The sequence below is a fragment of the Paenibacillus sp. GD4 genome (assembly GCF_030846225.1).
Taxonomy (GTDB): domain Bacteria; phylum Bacillota; class Bacilli; order Paenibacillales; family NBRC-103111; genus Paenibacillus_G; species Paenibacillus_G silviterrae.
Map to the genome: position 1 here is coordinate 3594237 of NZ_JAVCYK010000001.1, position 22304 is coordinate 3616540.

A 22304-nucleotide genomic window follows, 5' to 3' on the forward strand; every position below is an offset into this window, starting at 1 on the left:
GGGAGAAATCTTAACAAACCTTCAGGTCAAATCTTAAAACATTCTTAACTTAAGCAGAGGAGTTGGGGAATCGATGTTGGAAGAAATGCAAGGGTGGGGAACCGCCTGGCAGTATGTCGTTTTGTTTCTCATGGCGGCTGCGCCGTGGCTTGAGGTGTTTCTGGTGGTGCCGCTTGGCATTGCGTGGGGGCTGAACCCGGTAGCGGTTTCCGTTACCGGCTTTTTGGGGAATTTCATTCCGCTGCTGCTGATCGGATTTTTCTTTACCCAAATCTCGGCTTGGCTTCAACGAAGAAGACAGCGCAAGGCACAGAAGCAGGGCGTGACGGAAGAGGAGATTGCTGCCCGGTCGGCAAAAAAGGAGAAGCGGGCCAAGGGCATTTGGGAGCGCTACGGCGTCCCGGGGCTGGCGCTGCTCGCTCCGGCGATCATCGGTACGGACCTCGCAGCTTTGCTCGCTCTTAGCTTCGGCTCGTCGCCGCGATACGTCATGATCTGGATGACGATCAGTCTGGCGGTTTGGACCGTTCTCCTTGCCGTCGGCACGGTGTTCGGCCTTACTACGGCAGGCTGGCCGCAGCATAAGTGAAGCAAAGCTTCCTCTTAGCACGAATGCACTTTTGTGAAAGGGCCCCTACAAAAAGATAAGTATGAGATACCCTCTGATGATGTTTTAGCCTTCTCCAGCCCTTTCTCAAGATTGGTTTGGTGTCGCCTGTGGGAAGGCTGTCACGAGTTGGTCAAGGGATGCAATGCTGCTATAGTGCAGAAATCCATGAACCCAAGCGAAGTTCAGAACGAGATTTGTGAGAATAGGCATCTTTGAGAGAGTGCAATGGCTGAAAACGAGGCAAATGGCCCTGAAATGTTGTATATGCGCAGAAATCTTCTTGTTTTTGATACAAAATCATGAAAAAAGTTGCCTATTCGCAGAATTATGCTGTTCGAAGATGAACTGCCCCCCATCACTAACCGGAATGTATTTTGATCAATTCGACGGTACGAATAGGAACGGATTCCGAGCACTACAAAGGAAACCATGGATATAAATACTGTTTAGGAAAAAGAGAACTAGAGCCAGGCAAGAAGTAGATCAAAGAGGGAATGGGCGTGGGGTGGAAAGTTTAGAGCCGGCTTTGAAGTCGTGTCCTTACCACTAAAAAAATTAAATTGGACACGACTTCATGAGCGACCCAAACCCCATACCCATCCCTTCCCCCGCACCAAAAGTATGCGATTAGCACGCAGAGATTCTAAAAAGGACGCCGTTAGGCGTTTTTTCTTATATGCGTCCGGCGGATGCGGCAGATTGCGCAGCCTTCCGCTTCCGGAGCGGCAGCATACCGATCAGGAGCAGCCCGCCGGTGCCCAACCAGCCGAGGACGGTGACGGCCCCCTCCAAGGGTTCGCTGCCGCCGAAGTACAGGAGATCCCTAATGCCTGCCGATGAAAAGCGCAAAGGCACCCAGGAATACAGCCATACGCGTGCGGCTTCGGGCAGAAATTCCGGCGCCATTCCGATCACGGGCATGGCGAAAAACATCGTAAGCACAATCAGGCCCATGGCCGGCAAGCCGATCCAGCTTAACAAAGCGAACTGCATGAGGAAAAACGCGACGCCCGTTAGCAGCATGAAGCTCCATAGCCCGGCCCGGTTCGTGAGCTCCATCCCGTACCAGCCTTCGGCCATCCACATGAGCAGACTATCCGCGGCGGTAACGATGACGAGACCCGCTATGAGAACCGTAGCTGCCGAGCGCCAGGTCCATGCCACTCCTGACCGCTGCACCGCCGCAAAAAGCAGGATACTGCTGACCATGCTTCCTACCCATAAGAGCTGGGTCAGCAAATTCGGAGCATTTCCTCCCGCATGGTTCACACCAATCGGATGGATCGTCTGTTCATGGATAACAAATGGCGTCATCAGCGCTCCGGCAACGGAAGCGGGCACTTGAGGCATCGCTTGACCGAGCTGGGCGAGCAGCTGTTTGCCGATTTCCTGCCCGGCGCCGGACATGACTTGATTCAGAATCTGCTTCACCGCCCCGGCCGCTTGCGCATGCAAGCCTTCATTCACATAGATTTTCACGGTACCTGGCTTTGCGGAAGGCGTCGTCAAGGAGATCACCCCTGAACTGACATCCTTCCCGATGACCAGGGCAGCATAATACTTCTGCCGATCAAGGCCTTCCACGGCTGCTTCCTCCGAAGGCAGCTCCGTCCAGCGGATAGGAAGCTGAGAAGCGCTCTGCAGCTTCTCCTGCAGCATTTTGCCTATATGCACACTTCCTCCGCCGGGACGGGCAGCCTCTTGGTCGAGCACGACCAAAGCAACGGGCAGCTCCTTCGGTTTGGCACTGCTGACCGTTCCCAGCATCGCGAGGCCGAAGATCATCATGACTAGTAGAACAATGAGAGCGCTGGTCCATAACATGTTTTCCCTCAGTAAAGAAGACCGTTCCTTCATTTCTGCACACCTCCGAAAATAATGAACATCGAGTTGATTAATGAACACAATGTTGATTATAATCAGATTGCAGAGGAGTGCAATGAACAATACCGAACGCTGTTGTTCATTACTCAACACTTGAAGAAAACGATGTTCAGTATGTTGAAAATATTGCACAGAGAGGGCCGAATTGTTCATGTCGGAGAAAACGGATGCCAGGATCGCCAGATCCAAGAAGCTGATATACAGCGCACTGCTGGAGCTCATGGAGGAGAAGGGCTTCGATGCGATAACCGTAGGGGATATTACGTCCCGGGGCGGATTAAACCGCGGCACCTTCTACTTGCACTACCGGGATAAATATGATTTGTTGGAGCAGTATCAGCAGGAAGTGCTCGGAGGCTTGTTCAAACACATGTCGAAGATTTCGCCCGAGATGATTGCCCAGCACCCGTCGGCCGAGACGCCTCCCCAGATCATCCAGAATATTTTCGAATACATCGGGGACAATAGCGCGTTCTTCCGGGTCATGCTCGGGCCCAAGGGAGATCCGGCTTGTGTTAGCATGATTAGAGAACGGCTGGAGAGCTATATGCACTCCAGGTTTAAGGAAATTCAGCCCGCGGAGGGGAAGGAACTCGTCCCCCGCGAATACCTCATCGCCTATGTGTCCAACGCCAATCTGGGAGTCATCCAGCGTTGGCTTACCGACGGCATGACCTATTCGCCCCAGTTTGTTGCGGGGCTCGTCTACCGGATGGCCAAATACGGGCCGCTTCAATATACCGGCATTCCCTTCTAAATATGAGAGGGAATGCCGAACAAGGAGCCCGCTCCCTGGCGGCGAGCCCCCCTTGTCTCTAAGGCAACCGGAACACAGTAAGATCCAGGATGCCGCTGTCGCTTTCCATTTGCCACAAATGCATTTCATTCCCCGTGATCGTCGCAATCGCATAAATAGACGCCAAGTTTCGATAATCCTCTTGAATCTCTAAAGTGACCGGGTCAAGTACGGCCAAGTGAAGTCTGTCTTGTGCGCCTTGATTTGTCGTATAAAAGCTGTACAGCTTTCCCTTATGATAAATAAGCTGACTGGCAGCATGCTTCATACCGTCCGGTGCTAACCTGTACTGCTTGCGTACCCTCTTCGCATCGTCCTGAACGAAAGCTCCGGCAGGAAGCTGATACCGGACCAAGGCTCCTCCGAATATGCCTGTCTTGAACGTCAAATAAGTATGGGTCGGATCCAGGAACAATGGAACATTCCGGCTGTAAGCCAAGGAAAGCTCGCTGAACGGAGGGATGGCAACGGGTATCGGCTTTCCCAGGTCGTCGAGGAAATACAGCTGAAACCCGGTTTCGGCTGCCCATAGAATGCCTTCCTCTTTGTCGGAAATGACCTTATGCAGCGGCCGGACCGTGTCCTGTGCACGAGGCAGCCGGATGAGAGTTTCGGACGAGACCACGTCACCCTTCTCATTGAATGTCACTCGCTTCAAGCCCTCTGCATCGTCATAGTAAATCGCATTTCCCCACAATAACACAGGCGGTTGTGTAGAGGCCATCTCCGATTCATACGCCGGCAGCTCCAGCACGACCTTCTCCCGAACGATCCATTCATCATGCTTCCCCGCGGACAAGTACACCTTGAACGTCCACGATTCCTTATCGAACGAGGACCAAACGATATGCAGCAGATCCTTCGCTTCAAACACGTCCATGGCAGCGGCTCGATCGGGCACTTGTCCCGGAACGAAGCTTCCGTTGCCGAAATGCGGCACAAACTTGATCCATTCCGGTCCTCGAATAGAAATGGACCTTGTCCCCGGATTCCACTCCACCTGATTTCCGGTTGCCTCCGCGATGAAGCGAAGAGGGACAAAGGCGCTTTCCTCAATCAACCGAGGTGCGGCATCGAGCGGTACAGGTTCATCATTGAACACGGCTGTGGCTTGGCCGAGCTGAAGCTCAAGCTTCACGCCAGGTCGGGTGGCCTGAATAGCGCGGCTCTCTTCAGCCCATTCCACCTGCAAACCCAGCTTCTCCATCAGCGGGCGGAAGGGAACCATCGTTATGCCGTCGACGATCACAGGCGGGATGTTCAGCATTAGGGGCATTTCATTCACCGTAACCGTGATGTTCGGTTCAGCGGCAGTAGTCGTAAAGGGATGATAAAGGAAGGCAAGCACGCTTATGCCTATAGCGATGGCCGTCTTTCTCACGATAATCACTCCATTGCATGAGTTTTGTTATACAATTCTACAAATTTCCACATTCCCCTGCTGCAACTTAGATGCTGAGGACAAGCACCACCGAAGGCTTTCAGGAATACATAGTATTTATAAGATGACAAGAGGCAAGCAACCAACGGGAGGGCAGAAGCGCGATCCATTTATAAGTAATTCTTATGTAAATCGAAAGCAAATATTATGAATGATTGGAGAGGATGCAGCCGTGGAGCTGATCAAAAGAATAGAAGCGACGTTCGCCGGTGTAACAAAGCCTACCCCTCATGAGATTCGGGCGCTGATTCAAAGTCTGAAATTGACCGCAGAAGAACTGGAGGAGCATGTATCCGACCCCGGTGAGCTCAGCTACGGCCGTACTGTGCTTTACCAGAACGAAGAGGTGGATGTTATCCTCATTCATCTGCCGCCCGGCGGTGAGACGAGAATTCACGACCATGGCGAATCAAGCGGCTGTGCGATGGTGGTGGAGGGCGCGGTCATGAACTGTATTTACAAGCTGGACAGCTATGGATATCCCCATCTGCAAACTGAACACCCGGTAGTCTGCGAGCACTTCCTTTATGCACCGAAGTGGCAAATCCATCAGCTGCAAAATCCGCATGCCGTTAGGTCGCTGTCCGTCCATGTATACGCGCCGTCGATGAGAGGGAACCGGGCGTATTTGCCCTACGAACAGGTTTTGGATTTCGTCATTTAATGAAGGAAAGGCGCTTGCTGTGGCCGCGGCAGGCGCCCGCCGGCTGTCCCCGTTCCCTGGCGCCACTCATAGGAAGGAGCTGATTGGTTCATACTAACCGGAAGAGTTTACCTAACGGAAGGAGTCTTCGCGATGTGGAATATCAAAACGATACATAAACGGGACGACGGAGGAACCGCTGCTATGGAGCTGGAAACCATGGACCGGCGCTTCGATGTGAATGTCCGTTGGGATGGATGCCTTGAGCTTCATTCCTATCAAGTAACAGAAGAAAATCGAAGCATCTCCGATACCTTCCATACCTGTGACCTGCGAGACTTCACGGAGATGCTGCAATCTCTTCACGAGGTTTGCCGTGAGCAGTTCGGGGACGGAAGCTACTGGAAGGACGAGCCGGCTAAAACGGCGGAGTTTGTGGGATAACTAACGCGAGATCAGAGAAGGGCGTGAATTCAGTTGGCGGACGAGTCATCGCAACAAAGCAACCGGACAAACGCAGCGGCTGAAGCGCTGCACGTAACCGCGCATAGGTCGAATGTCATTGCAGACGTAAGGGCTGAGGAGCAAGCGCTTCCCCCCGAATTCGAGCTGCCCCATGACAACCCCGAGCAATGAACGAACTTGGAGGAGGTAACAATATGACGGATCGTAATGAAATTACCGACTGGCTCTTATCCTGCAAAGGGGAGACACTGCTGATCGAGAAGCGGGAAACCGATGACACGGATCTGACACGGGTAGAACTGAAGGACGTGTCTTATACGGATCATTTTCAGAACCAAACCGATGAGTACCTGGCGAAGGAAAAATTGATTCTGCTCGGCAGCGGAACCGTGCTGAACAGTGCGGAACAGCCTCCGCTTCCCGACGAGGCTTATGAGATTCCGCTGCTCGGCGATTGGGAAGGGTCTTTGCAGGGAGAAGCCTTGCACATTACTACCGAGCGGGCTACCTATCACATCACCAAAGAGCAGTAAACGTAAAGGACCTGTACGAGGCAAAGCTGCACTCAACAGGTCCTTTCGTCTTGTTCGGTGGGCGGTGGCTTAAGCCAGGTGTTGAGCTTAAGCGTGATAGCTCCCCACCGGCGCATTCAGCACCCATTCCAGCAGGAGAATGGACTGCTCCAGCCGGTCGATTTGGCTCTGGAGCCCTTCCTTTAGCCCGTCTGCATCCATTCCGGCTTCCAGCGCCTTCTTTTGCATGACGAGCTCGTTCAGCTTCCGCTTAATCTGTTCTTCCGTTCTCATGGCTATCGTGCCACCTCCGTTTGCTTGATCAGGCTATGTAATGAATTCAATATGGCATGGCAGCTTGCGGCTGTCAAGAAAGCGGAGAGAGGCCGGCCGCAAACGGCCCGAACGGCAGGTGGCTTTTTCATCGTAGGTTGGGTATATTGAGGGGAGTGCGGAGAGGCGTCTTCCGCCATTCTTTCAGAAGAAGGTCATGCAGGATGAAACGGCTAATCATTTCGGGCTACAAGGCGAATGAGCTCGGTATTTTTAATAACAAGCATGCAGCCATACCTTATATCAAAAAAGCGATCCGCAACACGCTTCTCGCTCACATCGAAGACGGCCTGGAATGGGTCATTATCACAGGCCAATGGGGAACGGAATTGTGGGCGGGAGAGGTGGTGCATGATTTGAAGCGGGAGTATGGTCATCTGAAGCTGGCCGTGATCACTCCGTTTCTGTCGATGACGGAGAAATGGAATGAGGATAAGAAGGAATACTACAATACGATTGTGAGAAGCGCGGACTTCGTGGATTCGGTTTCGAAGGAGGAGTACAAGGGACCTTGGCAGTTCTCCCAAGCGAACAAATTCCTCATTCGAAACTCCGATGCACTGCTGCTCCTGTACGATGCGGAGGCCCATCCGGAAAGCTCTCCCCGCTTTATGAAGCAGCTCGGCGAAGCAAGGGTGCTCCAAGGCGGAGGCTACCAGCTGCTGTTTATTACGATGCACGATTTGCAGGCGATTGTGGAAGAGGAAATGATGAACCGGGAGTATGAGTACTAAACTTCGGAGTTGTCTGTCTAAGCCGGCTGCCTGTTGCCTATACTAGGAAACTAGAACAGCTGCTAGGGAGGTCTGCGGATGCTTTCGGTTCACTGGAGAATGGCGGAGCTATGGACGCTGGAGCGTCAAAGGGGTTTGACGGAGTCGGAGGAGGCCGAGCTTTCGGCTTGTTTGCATTACAATGCGGTTTATGCGAGGAAGCTCGCCGGACTTTATAATTTGTCGTTAGCCGCTTCGATGACAAGAGATACGGAATGGCAGCATGAGATTTGCCGTCAGATCGAGAGGCTGGAGGAGATGGCCGACCTGTCCTATTAAGAGGGGTCGGCCTTTTGCCTGCTTAGGCTAAGATGAAGCCTTCCTCCGCCATATATTCCTCTACTTCCTCGTAGGTTTCGAAGGCGGATTCAAGAATCTCTCCGGCGAAAACGTACCAGAGCTCGTCTTCGTAGTATACCGTCAGCGTCTGCTCGTCCGGCCCCTTCCAGAGCTGATGCTCGGTAGGGCCCTCCTCTTCATTCGATTCCTCGATGATTCCCGGGGAAAGTGAGCGGATCGACCGCGCGACTAGGGTACGAAGCTGCTCGGCGTCGTAGTCGCGGATGTTCACAAAGCCTTTGTCGTCCGATTCCCCCGTAAAACCCGGCAGCTGTCCCACATAGACGAAGCCGTTACCGTTCGGATGCAGATGGTAAACGACGGTTTTCTTCTCGTAGACGCTGCCTTCATAGTGGAAGTTCACGCGGCCCAGCGAAACGTTTCTTCTTTCCAGTTCGGGGAAGGCGGAAATGACGTTAAGTTTCTCTTCAAAGCTAAGCATAATGTAAGCCTCCGATTCGAATTAGGTTTTGTCCGTGATTATAGCATAATCGGGTTGATTTCCAAAAAACAACAGTGTACAGTTAGGGGAAAAGCTGTGTTGCGACAAGGAGGATGAACATGAGCGGCAGTAAGCAAAGGATGCTTGTGTTGGTAGGCTCATACGCGGAGGCTTCCGACAGCGGCGTGTATGTTTATTCATTCGATGAGGAGCGGGAAGAGCTGACCCTGCTGGACAGGACAGCCGGTCTGCAGAACCCGACCTTCCTGAATGTGGATGTGCCCCGCCGGAGAGTGTACTCCATTGCGGAGGGGGTTAGTGCCGAGGGCGGCAAAACCGGAGTGGCGGTTGCCCTTGAGCTGTCGGAGGAAGGAAAGCTTCAAGAGCTGAACCGCGTCACCGGAGTGGACACGCCCCTGTGTCATATTCAGCGGGACGCCTCGGACCGTTATCTCGTGTTGTCCAGCTACCACGGAGCGAAGGTAGGACTGATGAGTCTGACGGAGGACGGCCGTATCGGAGAGCCGCTGGATGCGAAGCGGCATGAAGGGCAGGGGGCGAATCCAAGCCGCCAGAAGCAGCCGCACCCTCATTCCGCCACATTTACGCCGGATAACCGCTATGTGCTGATTGCGGATCTGGGGATCGATCGGATTCGCGCCTATTCCGTGAATACGGAGCGCGGGGAGCTTGTATTCGAGCGGGACACCGCGCTGCACCCGGGCGCCGGTCCTCGGCATATGGCGTTTCATCCAAGCGGCGAGCTCGTCTATGTGATCAACGAGGTGGATTCGACCGTGACTGCGTTCCGTTACGACAGCGCGAGCGGCACACTGGAGACGATCGAGGCGGTTTCCACGCTGCCTTCGGATTTCCAGGGTGAGAATACAACGGCGGAAGTGGCTGTTTCGGCGGACGGCAAGTACCTTTACGGCTCGAATCGGGGGCATGACAGCATCGCGGTCTTTGCTATCGATGCCGCCAGCGGCCGCCTGACGCTGCTTCAGCATGTATCGAGCGGAGGCGGACATCCTCGGCATTTCGCCCTGACACCGGGCGGCCGTCACCTGATTGCGGCAAATCGCGATTCGAACAATCTGGTGATCTTCCGGGTAGGGGACGACGGCCGATTGACGGCAACGGGTCGTTCCATGGAAGTGTCGAAGCCGGTCTGTGTGAAGCCGGTGTATATGTAAGCGAGGAATGAAAGAGCCTGTCGCTCCTAGGGGGCGGCAGGCTTTTTGGACTGTAATATTACCCAATCATTTCAATAAACTTCTTTGCTGCGGCGGAGAGCGGCACATCGCTTAGTGTGGCGATGCCGATGCTTCGCGGGGGAATCGGCGGCTCGAGCGGGAGCTCCACCAACGATCCGTCCGTCAGCTCCTGCCGAATAAAGTCCTTCACCACACAGGCGGCGCCGAACCCTGCCCGGGCATACTCCATCAGCAGCTCGATGCTGCCGAGTTCAAGCTCCGGCTTCACATAGACTCCTTGAGCCTGGAGATATCGGTCGATATAGGCGCGGCTGCTGCTGCCTTCCTCCAGCAAAATCAAGGGACAGCTCAGGAAGCTTTCCCAGCTCCATGGAGAATCCGCAAGATGCCTGTACTTGTCCCCTACGATGAAGCAATCTTGAACGGTTCCGCATTCCCTCAGCTTGATGCCCTTGTCATGGAGCGGGAGATTGACGATCCCTAGATCGATCCGTCCCTGCTTCAGCAGCTCTACCGTTTCCAAGGAAGTACGGTTCGTAACGCGAATTTTCACATCCGGGTACAAATCGTGAAACCGCTCCAGGTGGGGCAGCAAAACATGACGGCACAGGGTGTCGCCGGCTCCGATGGTGATTTCCCCGCTGGTCAGCTGGTGCAGCTCGGCGAGCTTCTTCTCCCCGTTTGCGATCAGATGATACGCCTGCTCAATGTAGGTGAGCAGCACCTCACCTTCGGCGGTCAGCCTGACCCCTCGTGATGTACGGAAAAAGAGCTGCCCACCGAGCTTCGCTTCCAGCTGCTTGATTGTATGGGTAACGGCAGGCTGTGTGATATACAGCTCCTCCGCCGCTTTCGACAGGCTTCCCGCCTTGGCGGTATGGTAGAAGACACGGTACCAGTCCATATGCTCAATCATTGTGTTATCAACCCTCTTTATATCTGATATAACCATTATTCATTATTATAATACCTTGTCCCTTATTATAATAAGTGGTGTAGCATCAGATCACAAGCCTAAGGAGGGCGCCGACGTATGGGAGTAACAGCGGTTGTAGGGGCGAATTGGGGAGATGAAGGGAAAGGGAAAATCACGGATGTCTTAGCCGCAGAAGCAGACTATGTGGTGAGGTACCAGGGGGGAAGCAATGCGGGGCATACCATTATCAACGAGTATGGCAAGTTTGCCCTGCACATGATCCCTTCCGGGGTGTTCTATCCGGGAGTCACGAATGTCATCGGACCGGGCACGGCGTTGAATCTGAACGATTTCTTACAGGAGCGGGAGGAGCTGCATTTGCGGGGAGTATCTGATCCGAACCTAAAAATCTCCGACCGTGCTCAGGTGGTTATGCCGTACCATCTGCTCTTCGATGCTTTGGAGGAGGAGAGGCTCGGCGACCGCCGGTTCGGTTCGACCAAGAAGGGGATCGCTCCTTTCTATGCGGATAAATTTTTGAAGCTGGGTATCCAGGTTGCGGATCTTTATGCGGAGAAACGGCTGACGCAGCGAGTCGAAGCTGCCCTTACGGCCAAAAACGTGCTCCTGCAGCATCTCTACGGAAAGCCTACGATCGCAGTAGATGAAGTGGTGGCGGCGCTTCAACGGGATGCGGAGCAAATCAAGCCTTATGTCTGCGATACGACGCCCCTCTTGCATGACGCTATCGATCGTGGGCAGCACCTTGTCGTCGAGGGACAGCTGGGGGCGCTGCGGGATCCGGATCATGGGATTTATCCGCATTCCACCTCTTCTTCTACCTTGGCAGGCTATGCGTCGGTTGGGGCGGGTCTGCCCCCTTATGCAATCGATCGGGTGGTAGCCGTGACCAAGGCTTACTCCAGCTGTGCAGGGGAGGGGCTGTTCGTAACGGAGCTGCACGGGGAGGAAGCTGCAGAGCTGCGAGAAAGAGGCGGCGATGCTGGGGAGTATGGCGTTACCACAGGCCGGCCTCGCCGTATGGGCTGGTTCGATGCCGTCGCTACAAGGTACGGCTGCAGGCTTCAAGGAGCAACGGAGGTTGCGCTGACGAATCTGGACGTGCTGGGATACCGGAAGGAGATTCCGATTTGTACGGCCTACAAGGTAGACGGAGTAACGGTTCGCGAATTCCCGGTAACCGCAGTGCTGGAGAGGGCTAAGCCTGTATGGGAAACGCTGCCCGGCTGGAGCTGCGACATCTCCCGGGCTCGGCGCTTCGAAGAGCTTCCGACGGAAGCACAAGAGTATGTTCTGTACATCGAAAGACAGATCGGCGTACCGATCCGGATGATTTCCGTCGGACCGATGCGGGAGCAGCTGATACACCGGGGGTAAACACGCCAACTCAGTAAACCGGCGGTTCCCGGTCCTTCAGATAATACGACGGCGTCCGGCCGGTATGGCGCTTGAACACCCGGTGAAAATAAGAGGAATCGCAGAAGCCCAAATAATCCGCGATATCTTGGACGGTCATCTGCGAGTGCTGCAGCAGGTAGACGGCGGTTTTCACCCGGAGGGCATAAGTGAACTCGCCGATGGTTTGCCCGGTGACCTCGCTGAACACGGCCGCGGCATGATTCGGGCTCTTCTCGATGACGGCGCCCAGGTTGTCCTTGGTGATTTTCTCGCGGTAATGGTTCTGAATGTACGCCTTCATTTGCTCTACATGTCGGTGTTTAACCGAATTGGACTGCGCAAGCGAACGATCCGCTTCCCGGTTGGCATGTGCAAGAAGCTCCAGCAGGATCGCTACGCACATGGTCCCGCTGTAAGCGTTGGCGTGCTGCGCCTCCGCATGCAGGGACCGAAACCGTTCATGCAGCAGCTCGAACATGCCGGTCCGAAAGTGCAGCGGCTCCGTTCCGAGAAGCATCGGCAGTGCTATTGCCGGTTCCAGCGGAAGGAAGGCTGCGGCATATTTTTCGTGCGATACGGTGGGAATGCTTTTGCCGTAGAAGACCGTATGGGGAGGAATCAGGAGCAGGTCGCCCTTCCCTAGTACGAGCTTCTGCTGACCGAACCAATAGACGCATTTCCCGTAACACATCAGCACGAGCTGCCAGGTTTCAGCCCCGCTGTCGGCTTCTTCATACCAGCTGCTTCCCTTGTGATAGTGAACCGAATTCATTTCAAGCATCGGTGGAAGTACCTTCTTCGTTCTTATTGTTGTCGTACTATTATACAATTAGTGTGCTATTATTCATAGTCAGTCGATTTATGTCGGAGTACAATAAGCGCAAATAAGTATTCCGTGGAGGCTGTGATGACGATGCGTAAAACGAAAATCATTTGTACGATGGGACCGGCTTGCGATTCCGTACCCGTGTTGAAGGACATGATTCGCGCGGGAATGAGCGTAGCCCGGTTGAATTTGGCGCATGGGGACCTCGATGAGCATAAGGGCCGAATCGATCGGGTTCGTCAGGCCGCAGCGGAGCTTGGTGCTCCCGTGGCGATTCTGCTGGACATTAAAGGCCCGGAAATTCGTACGGGACTGCTGCAGGAGCCGGCCTACGAGTTGCAGACCGGGGCATCGCTGACGCTGACGACTGAGCAGATTACGGGAGATGCGGGGCGGATATCGGTTTCTTATGACGGGCTGACGAAGGACGTGCGTGAGGGCTCGCGGATTTTGATCGATGACGGCTTGATCGAGCTTCGCGTGGAATCGGTGGAGGGAACGGAGATTCACTGCCGCATCCTGAACGGAGGCAAGATCAAAGCGCGTAAGGGCGTGAATCTGCCGGGTGTCAAGACATCGCTTCCGGGGGTAACGGAGCGGGATGTGATGCACATCCGATTCGGAGTTGAGCAGCAGATCGACATTATTGCGATGTCCTTCGTACGGAAAGCCGAGGACGTGCTTGAGGTTCGGCGCATGCTGGAGGAGCTCGGAGCCGGCCATGTGCAGATCATTTCCAAGATTGAGAACGAAGAAGGGGTAGACGAGCTGGACCGCATCCTGGAGGCATCGGACGGCTTGATGGTGGCACGGGGCGATCTCGGCGTAGAGATTCCGGTCGAGGATGTTCCGCTGGTGCAGAAGCAAATGATTCACAAGAGCAATCTGGCCGGCAAGCCGGTTATTACGGCGACGCACATGCTGGATTCGATGCAGTCCAACCCGCGTCCGACACGTGCGGAGGCAAGCGACGTTGCGAATGCGGTGCTGGATGGAACCGACGTGCTGATGCTATCCGGTGAAACGGCAGCGGGAAAATATCCTGTGGAGTCGGTGCAAACGATGGCATCCATTGCGGAAAAGGCGGAGTCGATGCTGCCCTACGAGGAGCTTCTTCGCACGAAGAGCGCCGTACAGAAGACGAACGTGACGGAAGTGGTAAGTCAGGCGGCCGTAGGCGCCTCCTTGGGGCTGCAAGCCAAGGCTATTATAACGCCGACCGAGAGCGGGTTCTCGGCACGGATGGTGTCCAAGTATCGTCCTTCGGCTCCGATTATTGCGGTGACACCGGATGAGCGGGTGGTTCGGCGCTTGAGCCTCGTGTGGGGCGTGACCCCGGTACTGGGTGAACGTGTGAAGTCGACGGATGAGATGATTCAAGCCGCTCTGGTCAAGGGACGGGGCACCGGGCTGGTGAGCGAGGGCGATCTTGTTGTGATCTCCGCAGGCGTGCCGGTTGGAGAGTCGGGCAGCACGAATTTGATCAAGATCGAGCATATATAGATGAAGGTTGAGCCGTCCGATGATAGCGCGGGCGGCTTCTTCTCTTAGTCCGAAGGCTTAAATCTCATAAACCAAGTACCCATATCGACTCTTACTACCTCCGATCCTTTCTCGGCATTTAGATTAATGTATTTAATAACTTTATATCCCAGGCCATAGTATTCTGCGGAACCGCCGTCTTTGTACATGACTACGGGAACTGAGAAGATTATACCAAGAGCTCGGATAGGTATCAAAAATAACGATGAAACTTCCTGCCTTCTTCACACGTATAATTTTCATACTGAGTTTAAATGCAAGGCATAATACATGGATGCCGAGCGAGTTATTTTACACTAATTTCAGGAGGAACAATGGACCCGGAACCCGAACGAGAAAATGTACTGCAATTGATCAAGAAAGGTAACAAATCCTCCGCGGTAGCAATGGTAGGAAATGCCGTTATCGCTGTTGCGAAAGGCATCGGAGCCGCTTTTAGCGGAAGCGGCGCCATGTTTGCGTCGGCCATGCATTCGCTGGCGGATAGCATCAACCAAGGCTTTGTATTCGTAGGAAGCGTGCTTGCCGAGAAAAAGCCGACCCGCAAATTCCCGACGGGCTTCGGTCGTGTGATTAACATCTTCTGTATGATTGCCGTCATTGTTGTCACCATTATGGCATACGAAACGATTCGCGAAGGCTGGCATTTACTGCAGCATCCGGCAGGCGGGGGCGGAGCCTTTTGGCTGAACGTGTTTATTCTGCTGCTGAATCTTCTGATTGACGGTGCCATTCTGCTGAAGGCGATGAAGGAAATTGTTAAAGAGGCCCGGGTAGAGACTCAGGGATGGGGTTATATTGCAGCTTCATTCAAGCATGTGGGACGAGCTGCGCCTCCGACCCGACTGGTTTTCTACGAGGACCTCGTAGCCGTAACGGGAGCATTACTAGCGATGGCTGCGGTATTGATTACCTCACTAACCGCTGTGTACGCTGTTGACGGTGTCGTGACGATGCTAATCGGCTTTCTGATGGTGGGTGTCGCCTTCCGGGTGGGATACGACAATATGGTTGGTCTCATTGGGGTAGCTGCTCCCCGGGATATTGCCGACAAGGTGACAAGGATCATCCTGTCGGATAAAGACGTAACCGACATTAACAGCATTCGAATCACGCAAGAAGGACGTTACTATCACGTGGATGCGATGATCGAATTACGCAGAGGCTTGTCTTTAGCCGATGCCGACGATATCAAATTCCGCGTTCAAGATAAATTAATAGCGGATCCGGATATTACCGATGTGGTCTTAGGCATTATTGAAGATAACGGTGTAAGAGACTGGATTCCCGAGAAGCTGAATGAATTTGCGTAGAAACCAAGTAGGGAGCCGCTTCCATAAAGGGAGGCGGTTCCTTTTCGTTTTTCCATATTGTGGCTGTCGAAGAGCTGTGGTAGTGTAATACATAACTATACAGCGCACTGCTGGCAAGGTGGTTATTCTGTGAACCTCTTACACGGTTATCGTCCTATACAGCCCCCCGGGTTACAGCGGGAGCTGCAGCAGCCGGGCTACAGCTACCGCGAATATGCTCCAAGCGGGAAGCTGGCTCCCTTCGTCGCCTGTTACTGGACTTTGGATTTTCATTCAAGCCATGGCCATGTGCCGCACCGTATCATCCCTGACGGATGCGTGGATATTATTGTTAACCGCCGTTCAGTTTGCTCGGCTAAGGCAGCCTTTATTACGGGACTGATGACCCGGTATGAGGTAATGAATCTCTCCCGTGAGGAGTCCTTGTTCGGGGTCCGGCTTTATACGGAAACGGCCGATCGCATTTTGAAATGCCCGGTATCGGCTTTTCTGGGTCATCATGTGTTTCTGGAGGAGATTTGGGGAGCCGCTGGACTAAGTATGGCGGAAGCATTGGTCACGGCGAAGGCTGTTTCCGATATGATTACGATAATGGAATCCCAACTGAAGCAGCTGTTGTCCCTTGCCGACCTTTCAACCGGTTCGTTGATTCAAGCGGGCATGAAATCGATGTATTTTTATAAAGGCAACATGACAGGTGCGCTGCTGGCGGAAAAACTGGGTTATAGCGAACGGCATGTTAGAAGAGTTTTTGCGCAGGAGCTGGGTGTGAGCCCGAAGGAGATGCTCGGGATTGTCCGGTTTCAAAGTATGCTGCAGGAGCTGCATAGCGGCACCAATTCCAGCTTGACGGAGGCCGCTGTGAATTACGGCTACTATGATCAATCCCATTTTATTAAAAGCTTCAAACGGTATTATGGCTTGCTGCCGAAGCAGCTTGCGAGTATGGAGAGAATGCAGCGAACAGGGGTAAGAATCGATTGAGAAAGGACTGCTGAGGTCATGCAAAGGATAAAGCTCATGTATAGACAGTTTTTGAAAGAGCCTTGGTGGTTTCAAACGGTTATCGCGGCCTCTTTGTTCTCTTCCGTTATTTTCAGCAGTTCCTTCTTTCACTATGACCCTCATTATGAGGGCTATGCTAAATTAGCTGCCGCTGTCTTTTTTTGCTCCTACGGATGGAAGCTGCGAAGAAATCTGAAAATTTCCGGTATCTTTTTCGGCGCTGCGTTACTTTGCATTTATCTTGCTTGGAATAGCTTCAATTCAGCACTTCCTATTTAAGGCTACAAAAATGAACCGATGGAGGTTACCCGAATGATCGTCGAATTTTTCACAGTCGTACGTAACGGTGAAACGGAAGTCATGAAAGCTCATCTGGACCGGGATCCTGCTCTTGCCAACACTGTCAATCCGGATGGGTTAACACCGCTGGGGTTTGCCGCCCACTTCGGTCAAACCGGTGCCGCCAGATTGCTGCTGCAATATGGAGCCGATGTAAATGCTTTGTCCCAGTCGAAGATAAGCTATATCCCGTCCAATACCGCGTTACATGCAGCCATTTCGGGAGAAAGAAACATGGAGCTGCTGAAGCTGCTTCTGGCACACAATGCTTCGACCACGGTTTTTGATAGCAACGGGCATACCTGTTTGCATTCTGCTGCATTTCATGACGATAACGTCGAGATGATCCGTCTGCTGCTTGATCATGGAGCGGATGTTCATGCTAGGCAAGAAGACGGTGTCACAGCGTTAGCTTTGGCAGAGGAGAGAGGCAATCTGAATGCTGCGGCAGTATTGAGACAAGCATTGGGTGCATAGCAAACGAACGAGTCAATATTAGTTCAACGCCCAAAGCGAATGAGCTTGCTTCCCCACACGATCATGATTAGGGATACGTTGATCCCGATAGAGAGTAAGTCCCAAAAAAGCGAGCCTGAAAGAAACATGACGGTAACCGCCCCTTTCCGATGACAGCAGGATGGCTTCTCGGCCACTTTTTCCGAAATGATTATTATAAACAGGGAGTGTTTCAATGAAGACGCCTTTGCCCAAAGCGATCCTGCTTGACATGGACGATACCATCATAGCTTACGATCAAGGTGTCGATACCGACATGTGCTGGAGAGCTTCCATCGATAAGCATCTGTCAATTAAAGAAGCATTCCATACGGACGAGCTGGTCTCGAAAATAAAACAAACCGCGAGCCGGTTCTGGAGCGATCCCGAAAGACACAGAATAGGAAGGCTTGACCTTTATAAAGCAAGACAAAGCATTATTGCTCAAGCTCTACAGCAATATAACATCGAAGATACCTCCTTAGCGGGCCATATTGCGATTGCATATGGTGAAGAGAGGGATCGGGCCGTTACCTTATTTCCTGATTCCATTGAAGTCATTACCCACTTTCGACGAAAAGGAATCAAGCTGGCGTTACTTACCAATGGAAACGCGGTGCCGCAGTGGAACAAAATCCGTCGTTTCGAGCTCGCTCCGCTGTTTGACTGTATTTTGGTTGAAGGCGAGTTCGGCATCGGGAAGCCGGAGGAGCGCATATATTTGCATGCGCTGGAGCAGTTAGGCGTTACGGCCGACGAGACCTGGATGATCGGCGATAACTTTGAATGGGAGATTGCAGCACCTCAGCGTTTGGGTATCAAAGGGATATGGGTTGATCACAAAGGTGCAGGGATTCCTGCCCACGCCTCCGCTCAACCGTATATGATCATCAAGTCCTTGGGTGACTTACTTTCGGTGATATAGCCGGGAGGGGGGAGAAAAGTATGCTTCCATGGTACGAGACTCATGAGATTCAGGATGAACTCATTCAATTTGTTGTGATGGTGACGGCATATCAAGGGAAATGGGTCATCATCAAGAATAAAAAACGAGGCGGCTGGGAAATTCCCGGAGGGAATAAGGAGAAAGGGGAAGCCTGCCTAGCGGCGGCTGCAAGAGAGCTCTACGAAGAAACAGGTGCCGTTCATTTTGAGCTGGAGCCGTTTGGCATTTACAAGTGGAATGGCAGCTATGGAATGGTTTATTTTGCTGAGATTTTCGGGTTGGAACGACTGCCCGACTTTGAGATCGAAGAGATGAAGCTGGTTGAGCAGTACCCGGAAGGACTCAACTTCGGAGGGATGTTCTATCTCTTTCTTGAGCAGTGGGAGTGTTATGAACGGAAGCACAAAAACAGATATTCCTTCGACAAGAGACAAGCCGCAACATGAGGCTGCCGTACCGATGGGTACAGCAGCCTCGCTGCTTTTCTCTGCGGAAATTCGTTATATTATGCTTATGCCTACTCGCTGATCCTCGATCGAAACGAATTCCATATCCGTCTCCGTTGTATAGGTGAGGCCGGATAGAAGCACGTTCTCACGTAACACGTGTTCAAACCGTTCTATGGCTTTCCGCAACTGCGGGTTGACGGCTAGCGCAAGGCTGACCCGCTTCTCGATCGGTAGGTCCAGCTTCTTGCGGTAATCCTGTACCGCGCGGATGATTTCGCGGACCAGCCCCTCTTGCTCCAGCTCCTCCGTGATAACGGTGTTCAGAGCAACGGTCATTTGGTAGCCGGCTGCCGAAGCGAAGCCTGCTTTGGCGTTCTTCTCTACGAGGAGCTCCTCCAACGGAATCGTTAGGTTCTCTCCGTCAAGAGTGATTTGGATAGAACCGTGCTCTACGGCTTGCTTCGTTTCCCGGGGGGTAAGCTCCTTTAAACGGTTCTGGATCGGTCCGACGAGCTTGCCGTACTTTTTGCCGGCTGCCTTCAAATTCAGCTTGATCGTAAAGTCGACAAATTCCCTGTCGTTTGATCCGATCCGAATAGCCTTCACATTGATCTCGTCCTTTATGATGTCTTCGAACCTGCCCGCATCGAATTTATGCGGCAGCATCATAATGAGCTCGGATAACGGCTGACGCGTCTTGATTCCGGCCTCGTTACGGATGCTTCGGGCGAGCTCGACGATTTGCCTCGCGGTTTCCATCTCAGCCTCAAGCCGCGGATCTATCGCAGCTTCGTTCACTTGAGGGAAGTCCGTCCAATGAACGCTGCCGGTTCCACCCAGGTTGCCGTATAGATCCTCTGCTAGGAACGGGGTATAGGGCGCCATCATGCGGGAAATCGTCAGCAGCACCACCTCCAAAGTTTGATAGGCGGAGAGTTTATCCTCGGTCATTTCACTGCCCCAGAATCGATCGCGCGATCGGCGGATGTACCAGTTGCTCAGCTCATCGATCAGTGTCTCCAGCTGCTTCGCGGGATTCAGGAAGTCGTACCCCTCAAGACCTTTCGTAACCACCTGCAGCGTGCGGTTCAGCCGCGACAGGATCCAGCGGTCCAATTCGTTCGAAGCCGCCCGCTCCGGATACTTATCCTTATCGTATTGATCGATGGTCGCGTACAGCGTATAAAACGAATGAACGTTCACCAAGGTGTCGATCACCTTCGACTTAGCTTCAGCGACGATTTGCTTCGAGAACCGCTTGCTGTTCCAAGGTGCGCTGTCGGACAGCAGCGCCCACCGGAAGGCATCCGAACCGTACTCCTCGATGATTTCCCAAGGGTCGATGACGTTGCCTTTGCTCTTGGACATTTTCTGTCCGCTCTCATCCAGCACATGCCCGGTGGAAAGGACGGCTTTATACGGCGGCTTGCCGTTGTATAGCGTGGAAACGGCCAGCAGGCTGAAGAACCAGCCTCTTGTCTGATCAATGCCTTCGCAAATCATATCGGCGGGGTACTGCTCCTGAAACTGCTGCTTATTCCCGAACGGATAATGGTATTGAGCAAATGGCATCGAGCCGCTGTCAAACCAGACATCGATCACCTCCGAGGTTCTTTGCATAGTGCCCCCGCAAGAACAGTGCAGATGAATTTCATCTACGTAAGGCTTATGCAGCTCCAGGTCGGCAGGCAGTGGCTTCACTGCCTTTTCCGAAAGCTCCTTCACGCTGCCCGGCGCATACTCGGATCCGCAATCGCTGCATACCCACACGTTAAGCGGCGTACCCCAATATCGGTTTCGGCTGATATTCCAGTCAACCAGCTCCTCCAGAAATTTACCGAAGCGTCCTTCCTGAAGATGGCCCGGATACCAATCAATGCTTCTATTATTCTCGAGCAGCTGTTCCTTCACCGCGGTGGTTTTGATAAACCAGCTCTCCATTGCATAATAGAGCAGCGGAGATTTGCAGCGCCAGCAGAACGGATAACTGTGCTCGTATCGTTCCTTGGAGTACAGCAGACCGTGTTCGGATAAGCGTTTGACGATATCGAGGTCGCACTCCTTAACGAACCGTCCGGAGTAATCGGCAATCTGTTCGGTGTAGCGTCCGGCCGGAGTAACGACATTCACAAAATCAAGCTCGTGCTGCCGGGCGGTGCGGTAATCATCCTCGCCATGAGCGGGCGCAATATGAACGATCCCGGTGCCGCTCGTATCGCTGACGTAGGCGGCATCCACAACCATGTGTCCCTTATTCGCTTGAATATAGCCGAAGGGAGGCTCGTAAGAAGTACCCACGAATTCGGAACCTTGATGCCGGGACAAAATTTCGTAGTCACCCTTCATGACCTTCTCGGCCAGCTTTTCCGCGACAATGTATACTTCACCCTGCTGTTTGACCTTCACATAGCCGATGTCCTTATGGACGGCCAAGGCGATATTGGCGGGAAGCGTCCAAGGGGTTGTCGTCCAGGCAAGGAAGGTCTCTTGGCCGTGCCTGCTGCGAAACTTCACGGTGGCGCTCAAATCCTTGACGTCCTCATAGCCTTGGGCTACCTCGTGCGAGCTGAGAGTGGTCTGGCAATCCGGACAATACGGACTGACCCGATGGCCCCGGTACAGCAAGCCCTTGCTATGGATCACGGACAAAACGTGCCACACGCTCTCGATGTACTCGTTCGTCAGCGTGATGTAAGGGTGGTCCATGTCCGTCCAGTAGGCGATTGCCTCCGTCAGCTCGCGCCACTGCTTTTCATACTCAAACACGCTGCTTTTGCATTTCTCAACGAATTCCGCAATGCCGTACGCTTCGATCTCCTGCTTGCCGGAGATGCCGAGCTGCTTCTCGACGCCAAGCTCAACGGGAAGGCCATGGGTATCCCATCCCGCCTTGCGAACGACGCGGTAACCGGACATCGTTTTATACCGGCAGATGAAATCTTTAATTACCCGCCCGAGCACATGGCCGATATGCGGCTTTCCATTTGCGGTAGGGGGCCCCTCATAGAAAACGAAGTTCGGCTTCCCCTCCCGGTTATCAATCGATCTGCGGAACGTATCCTGCCCCTTCCACTGCTCGAGAACGCGAAGCTCGCGTGTTCTTGCTTTTTCCTTCGAATCCACCTTTCTCATGTGTACCATCCCTTTCTTTCATGCATGTTTGGCAGAAAAACAAAAAAATCCCGCCCCGTAAGGGACGAGATTTACTTCTCGCGATACCACCCTTGTTCCGTAAGGATTCATGAAAACATGAGCTCACGACACTCTACTACGTACCATCATACGCGTCCATTGTAACGGCAGGATCCCGGGTCGGCTTACTTCGAACGCTTCAGCCTTCCTTCTCGGAGAGGATTTTCCGCTAAGTCTTGAACGTTGGCTTTCAGCACATGGCCAACTCTCTGGGGGACAAGGGGTTCAGCGTACTCTTTCTCGTCAATGAATTTAAATAAGGGTATTTAATTATCATCAGTTTTACACCAGTTTCAAGATATTGTCAACCCCTTCGGGCGAAAGCCTAAGCTTCCTAAGCCGGTGAAGGAACTTTGTTAAATACATCACATAGATGCCAAATTGTGGTGAATATCACTGAATCAAAT

The 22304-nt window shown here is 53.1% G+C and carries 23 protein-coding genes and 1 other annotated feature; of the genes, 16 read left to right on the forward strand and 7 right to left on the reverse strand.

Annotation, left to right across the window (positions count from 1 at the left end; all coding sequences use genetic code 11):
• Positions 1–73 precede the first annotated feature (73 nt).
• A complete protein-coding gene (locus tag RAC89_RS17450; protein ID WP_284644717.1) occupies positions 74–589 on the forward strand; it encodes a small multi-drug export protein in 516 nt (171 codons plus the stop codon).
• 693 nt (positions 590–1282) lie between these two features.
• On the opposite strand, the gene RAC89_RS17455 is transcribed toward RAC89_RS17450, so the two are convergent.
• Complete coding sequence (locus RAC89_RS17455) at positions 1283–2467, reverse strand: YhgE/Pip domain-containing protein (protein WP_306614981.1); 1185 nt, start codon at positions 2465–2467, stop codon at positions 1283–1285.
• Positions 2468–2645: 178 nt separating this feature from the next.
• On the opposite strand from RAC89_RS17455, the gene RAC89_RS17460 reads away from it, so the two are divergent.
• Complete coding sequence (locus RAC89_RS17460; protein ID WP_306614982.1) at positions 2646–3251, forward strand: TetR/AcrR family transcriptional regulator; 606 nt, start codon at positions 2646–2648, stop codon at positions 3249–3251.
• A gap of 58 nt (positions 3252–3309) precedes the next feature.
• Here RAC89_RS17460 and RAC89_RS17465 read toward each other — a convergent pair whose 3' ends face one another.
• Positions 3310–4671, reverse strand: a complete 1362-nt coding sequence (locus RAC89_RS17465; protein ID WP_306614983.1) for a copper amine oxidase N-terminal domain-containing protein — start codon at positions 4669–4671, stop codon at positions 3310–3312.
• A 232-nt stretch (positions 4672–4903) separates the two neighbouring features.
• Here RAC89_RS17465 and RAC89_RS17470 point away from each other — a divergent pair, with 232 nt between their 5' ends.
• The 4 genes from RAC89_RS17470 (at position 4904) to ymzB (ending at position 6372) form a co-directional block, all read left to right on the forward strand.
• The gene (locus RAC89_RS17470) at positions 4904–5395 is read left to right on the forward strand and encodes a cysteine dioxygenase (protein WP_306614984.1); all 492 of its coding nucleotides are present in this window, start codon (positions 4904–4906) and stop codon (positions 5393–5395) included.
• A gap of 132 nt (positions 5396–5527) precedes the next feature.
• Complete coding sequence (locus RAC89_RS17475; protein ID WP_284644720.1) at positions 5528–5818, forward strand: hypothetical protein; 291 nt, start codon at positions 5528–5530, stop codon at positions 5816–5818.
• 33 nt (positions 5819–5851) lie between these two features.
• Positions 5852–6010, forward strand: a complete 159-nt coding sequence (locus RAC89_RS17480) for a hypothetical protein (RefSeq protein ID WP_306614985.1) — start codon at positions 5852–5854, stop codon at positions 6008–6010.
• A 23-nt stretch (positions 6011–6033) separates the two neighbouring features.
• Entirely contained in the window at positions 6034–6372 is a 339-nt protein-coding gene (gene ymzB / locus RAC89_RS17485; protein WP_306614987.1) for a protein YmzB, read from the forward strand.
• Between the two features lie 87 nt (positions 6373–6459).
• Here ymzB and RAC89_RS17490 read toward each other — a convergent pair whose 3' ends face one another.
• Positions 6460–6645, reverse strand: a complete 186-nt coding sequence (locus tag RAC89_RS17490; protein WP_306614989.1) for a hypothetical protein — start codon at positions 6643–6645, stop codon at positions 6460–6462.
• 203 nt (positions 6646–6848) lie between these two features.
• On the opposite strand from RAC89_RS17490, the gene RAC89_RS17495 reads away from it, so the two are divergent.
• Positions 6849–7418, forward strand: coding sequence for an SLOG family protein (locus RAC89_RS17495; protein ID WP_306614990.1), 570 nt, complete (start codon positions 6849–6851; stop codon positions 7416–7418).
• A 78-nt stretch (positions 7419–7496) separates the two neighbouring features.
• Positions 7497–7736 carry a DUF7667 family protein gene (locus RAC89_RS17500; protein ID WP_306614992.1) on the forward strand — a complete coding sequence of 80 codons (240 nt, stop codon included), beginning with the start codon at positions 7497–7499 and terminating at the stop codon, positions 7734–7736.
• A 22-nt stretch (positions 7737–7758) separates the two neighbouring features.
• Here the strand turns inward: RAC89_RS17500 and RAC89_RS17505 are convergent, their stop codons facing one another.
• The gene (locus RAC89_RS17505) at positions 7759–8238 is read right to left on the reverse strand and encodes a hypothetical protein (protein WP_306614993.1); all 480 of its coding nucleotides are present in this window, start codon (positions 8236–8238) and stop codon (positions 7759–7761) included.
• Between the two features lie 119 nt (positions 8239–8357).
• Between RAC89_RS17505 and RAC89_RS17510 the strand changes: the two genes are divergently transcribed.
• Positions 8358–9434 carry a lactonase family protein gene (locus RAC89_RS17510; protein WP_306614994.1) on the forward strand — a complete coding sequence of 359 codons (1077 nt, stop codon included), beginning with the start codon at positions 8358–8360 and terminating at the stop codon, positions 9432–9434.
• Positions 9435–9492: 58 nt separating this feature from the next.
• On the opposite strand, the gene RAC89_RS17515 is transcribed toward RAC89_RS17510, so the two are convergent.
• Positions 9493–10371 carry a LysR family transcriptional regulator gene (locus RAC89_RS17515; RefSeq protein ID WP_306614995.1) on the reverse strand — a complete coding sequence of 293 codons (879 nt, stop codon included), beginning with the start codon at positions 10369–10371 and terminating at the stop codon, positions 9493–9495.
• A 117-nt stretch (positions 10372–10488) separates the two neighbouring features.
• On the opposite strand from RAC89_RS17515, the gene RAC89_RS17520 reads away from it, so the two are divergent.
• Positions 10489–11769, forward strand: coding sequence for an adenylosuccinate synthase (locus RAC89_RS17520; protein ID WP_306614996.1), 1281 nt, complete (start codon positions 10489–10491; stop codon positions 11767–11769).
• A gap of 10 nt (positions 11770–11779) precedes the next feature.
• On the opposite strand, the gene RAC89_RS17525 is transcribed toward RAC89_RS17520, so the two are convergent.
• Positions 11780–12571 (reverse strand): helix-turn-helix domain-containing protein, encoded by a 792-nt coding sequence (locus RAC89_RS17525; protein WP_306614997.1) that lies wholly within the window; start codon positions 12569–12571, stop codon positions 11780–11782.
• Positions 12572–12703: 132 nt separating this feature from the next.
• On the opposite strand from RAC89_RS17525, the gene pyk reads away from it, so the two are divergent.
• The 6 genes from pyk (at position 12704) to RAC89_RS17555 (ending at position 18702) form a co-directional block, all read left to right on the forward strand.
• On the forward strand, positions 12704–14119 hold the full coding sequence (pyk, locus tag RAC89_RS17530) for a pyruvate kinase (RefSeq protein ID WP_306614998.1): 1416 nt from the start codon (positions 12704–12706) through the stop codon (positions 14117–14119).
• A gap of 353 nt (positions 14120–14472) precedes the next feature.
• Positions 14473–15471: a cation diffusion facilitator family transporter gene (locus RAC89_RS17535; protein WP_306614999.1), complete on the forward strand. Its 999-nt coding sequence runs from the start codon at positions 14473–14475 to the stop codon at positions 15469–15471.
• A gap of 129 nt (positions 15472–15600) precedes the next feature.
• A complete protein-coding gene (locus RAC89_RS17540; RefSeq protein ID WP_306615001.1) occupies positions 15601–16455 on the forward strand; it encodes a helix-turn-helix transcriptional regulator in 855 nt (284 codons plus the stop codon).
• Positions 16456–16788: 333 nt separating this feature from the next.
• On the forward strand, positions 16789–17292 hold the full coding sequence (locus tag RAC89_RS17545) for an ankyrin repeat domain-containing protein (RefSeq protein WP_306615002.1): 504 nt from the start codon (positions 16789–16791) through the stop codon (positions 17290–17292).
• Between the two features lie 214 nt (positions 17293–17506).
• Positions 17507–18235, forward strand: a complete 729-nt coding sequence (locus RAC89_RS17550) for an HAD family hydrolase (protein WP_306615003.1) — start codon at positions 17507–17509, stop codon at positions 18233–18235.
• A gap of 20 nt (positions 18236–18255) precedes the next feature.
• Positions 18256–18702 carry an NUDIX domain-containing protein gene (locus RAC89_RS17555; protein ID WP_306615004.1) on the forward strand — a complete coding sequence of 149 codons (447 nt, stop codon included), beginning with the start codon at positions 18256–18258 and terminating at the stop codon, positions 18700–18702.
• A 54-nt stretch (positions 18703–18756) separates the two neighbouring features.
• Here RAC89_RS17555 and ileS read toward each other — a convergent pair whose 3' ends face one another.
• Positions 18757–21837, reverse strand: a complete 3081-nt coding sequence (gene ileS / locus RAC89_RS17560) for an isoleucine--tRNA ligase (protein ID WP_306615006.1) — start codon at positions 21835–21837, stop codon at positions 18757–18759.
• Between the two features lie 57 nt (positions 21838–21894).
• Positions 21895–22153 (reverse strand) — a binding site (T-box leader).
• Positions 22154–22304: the final 151 nt, after the last annotated feature.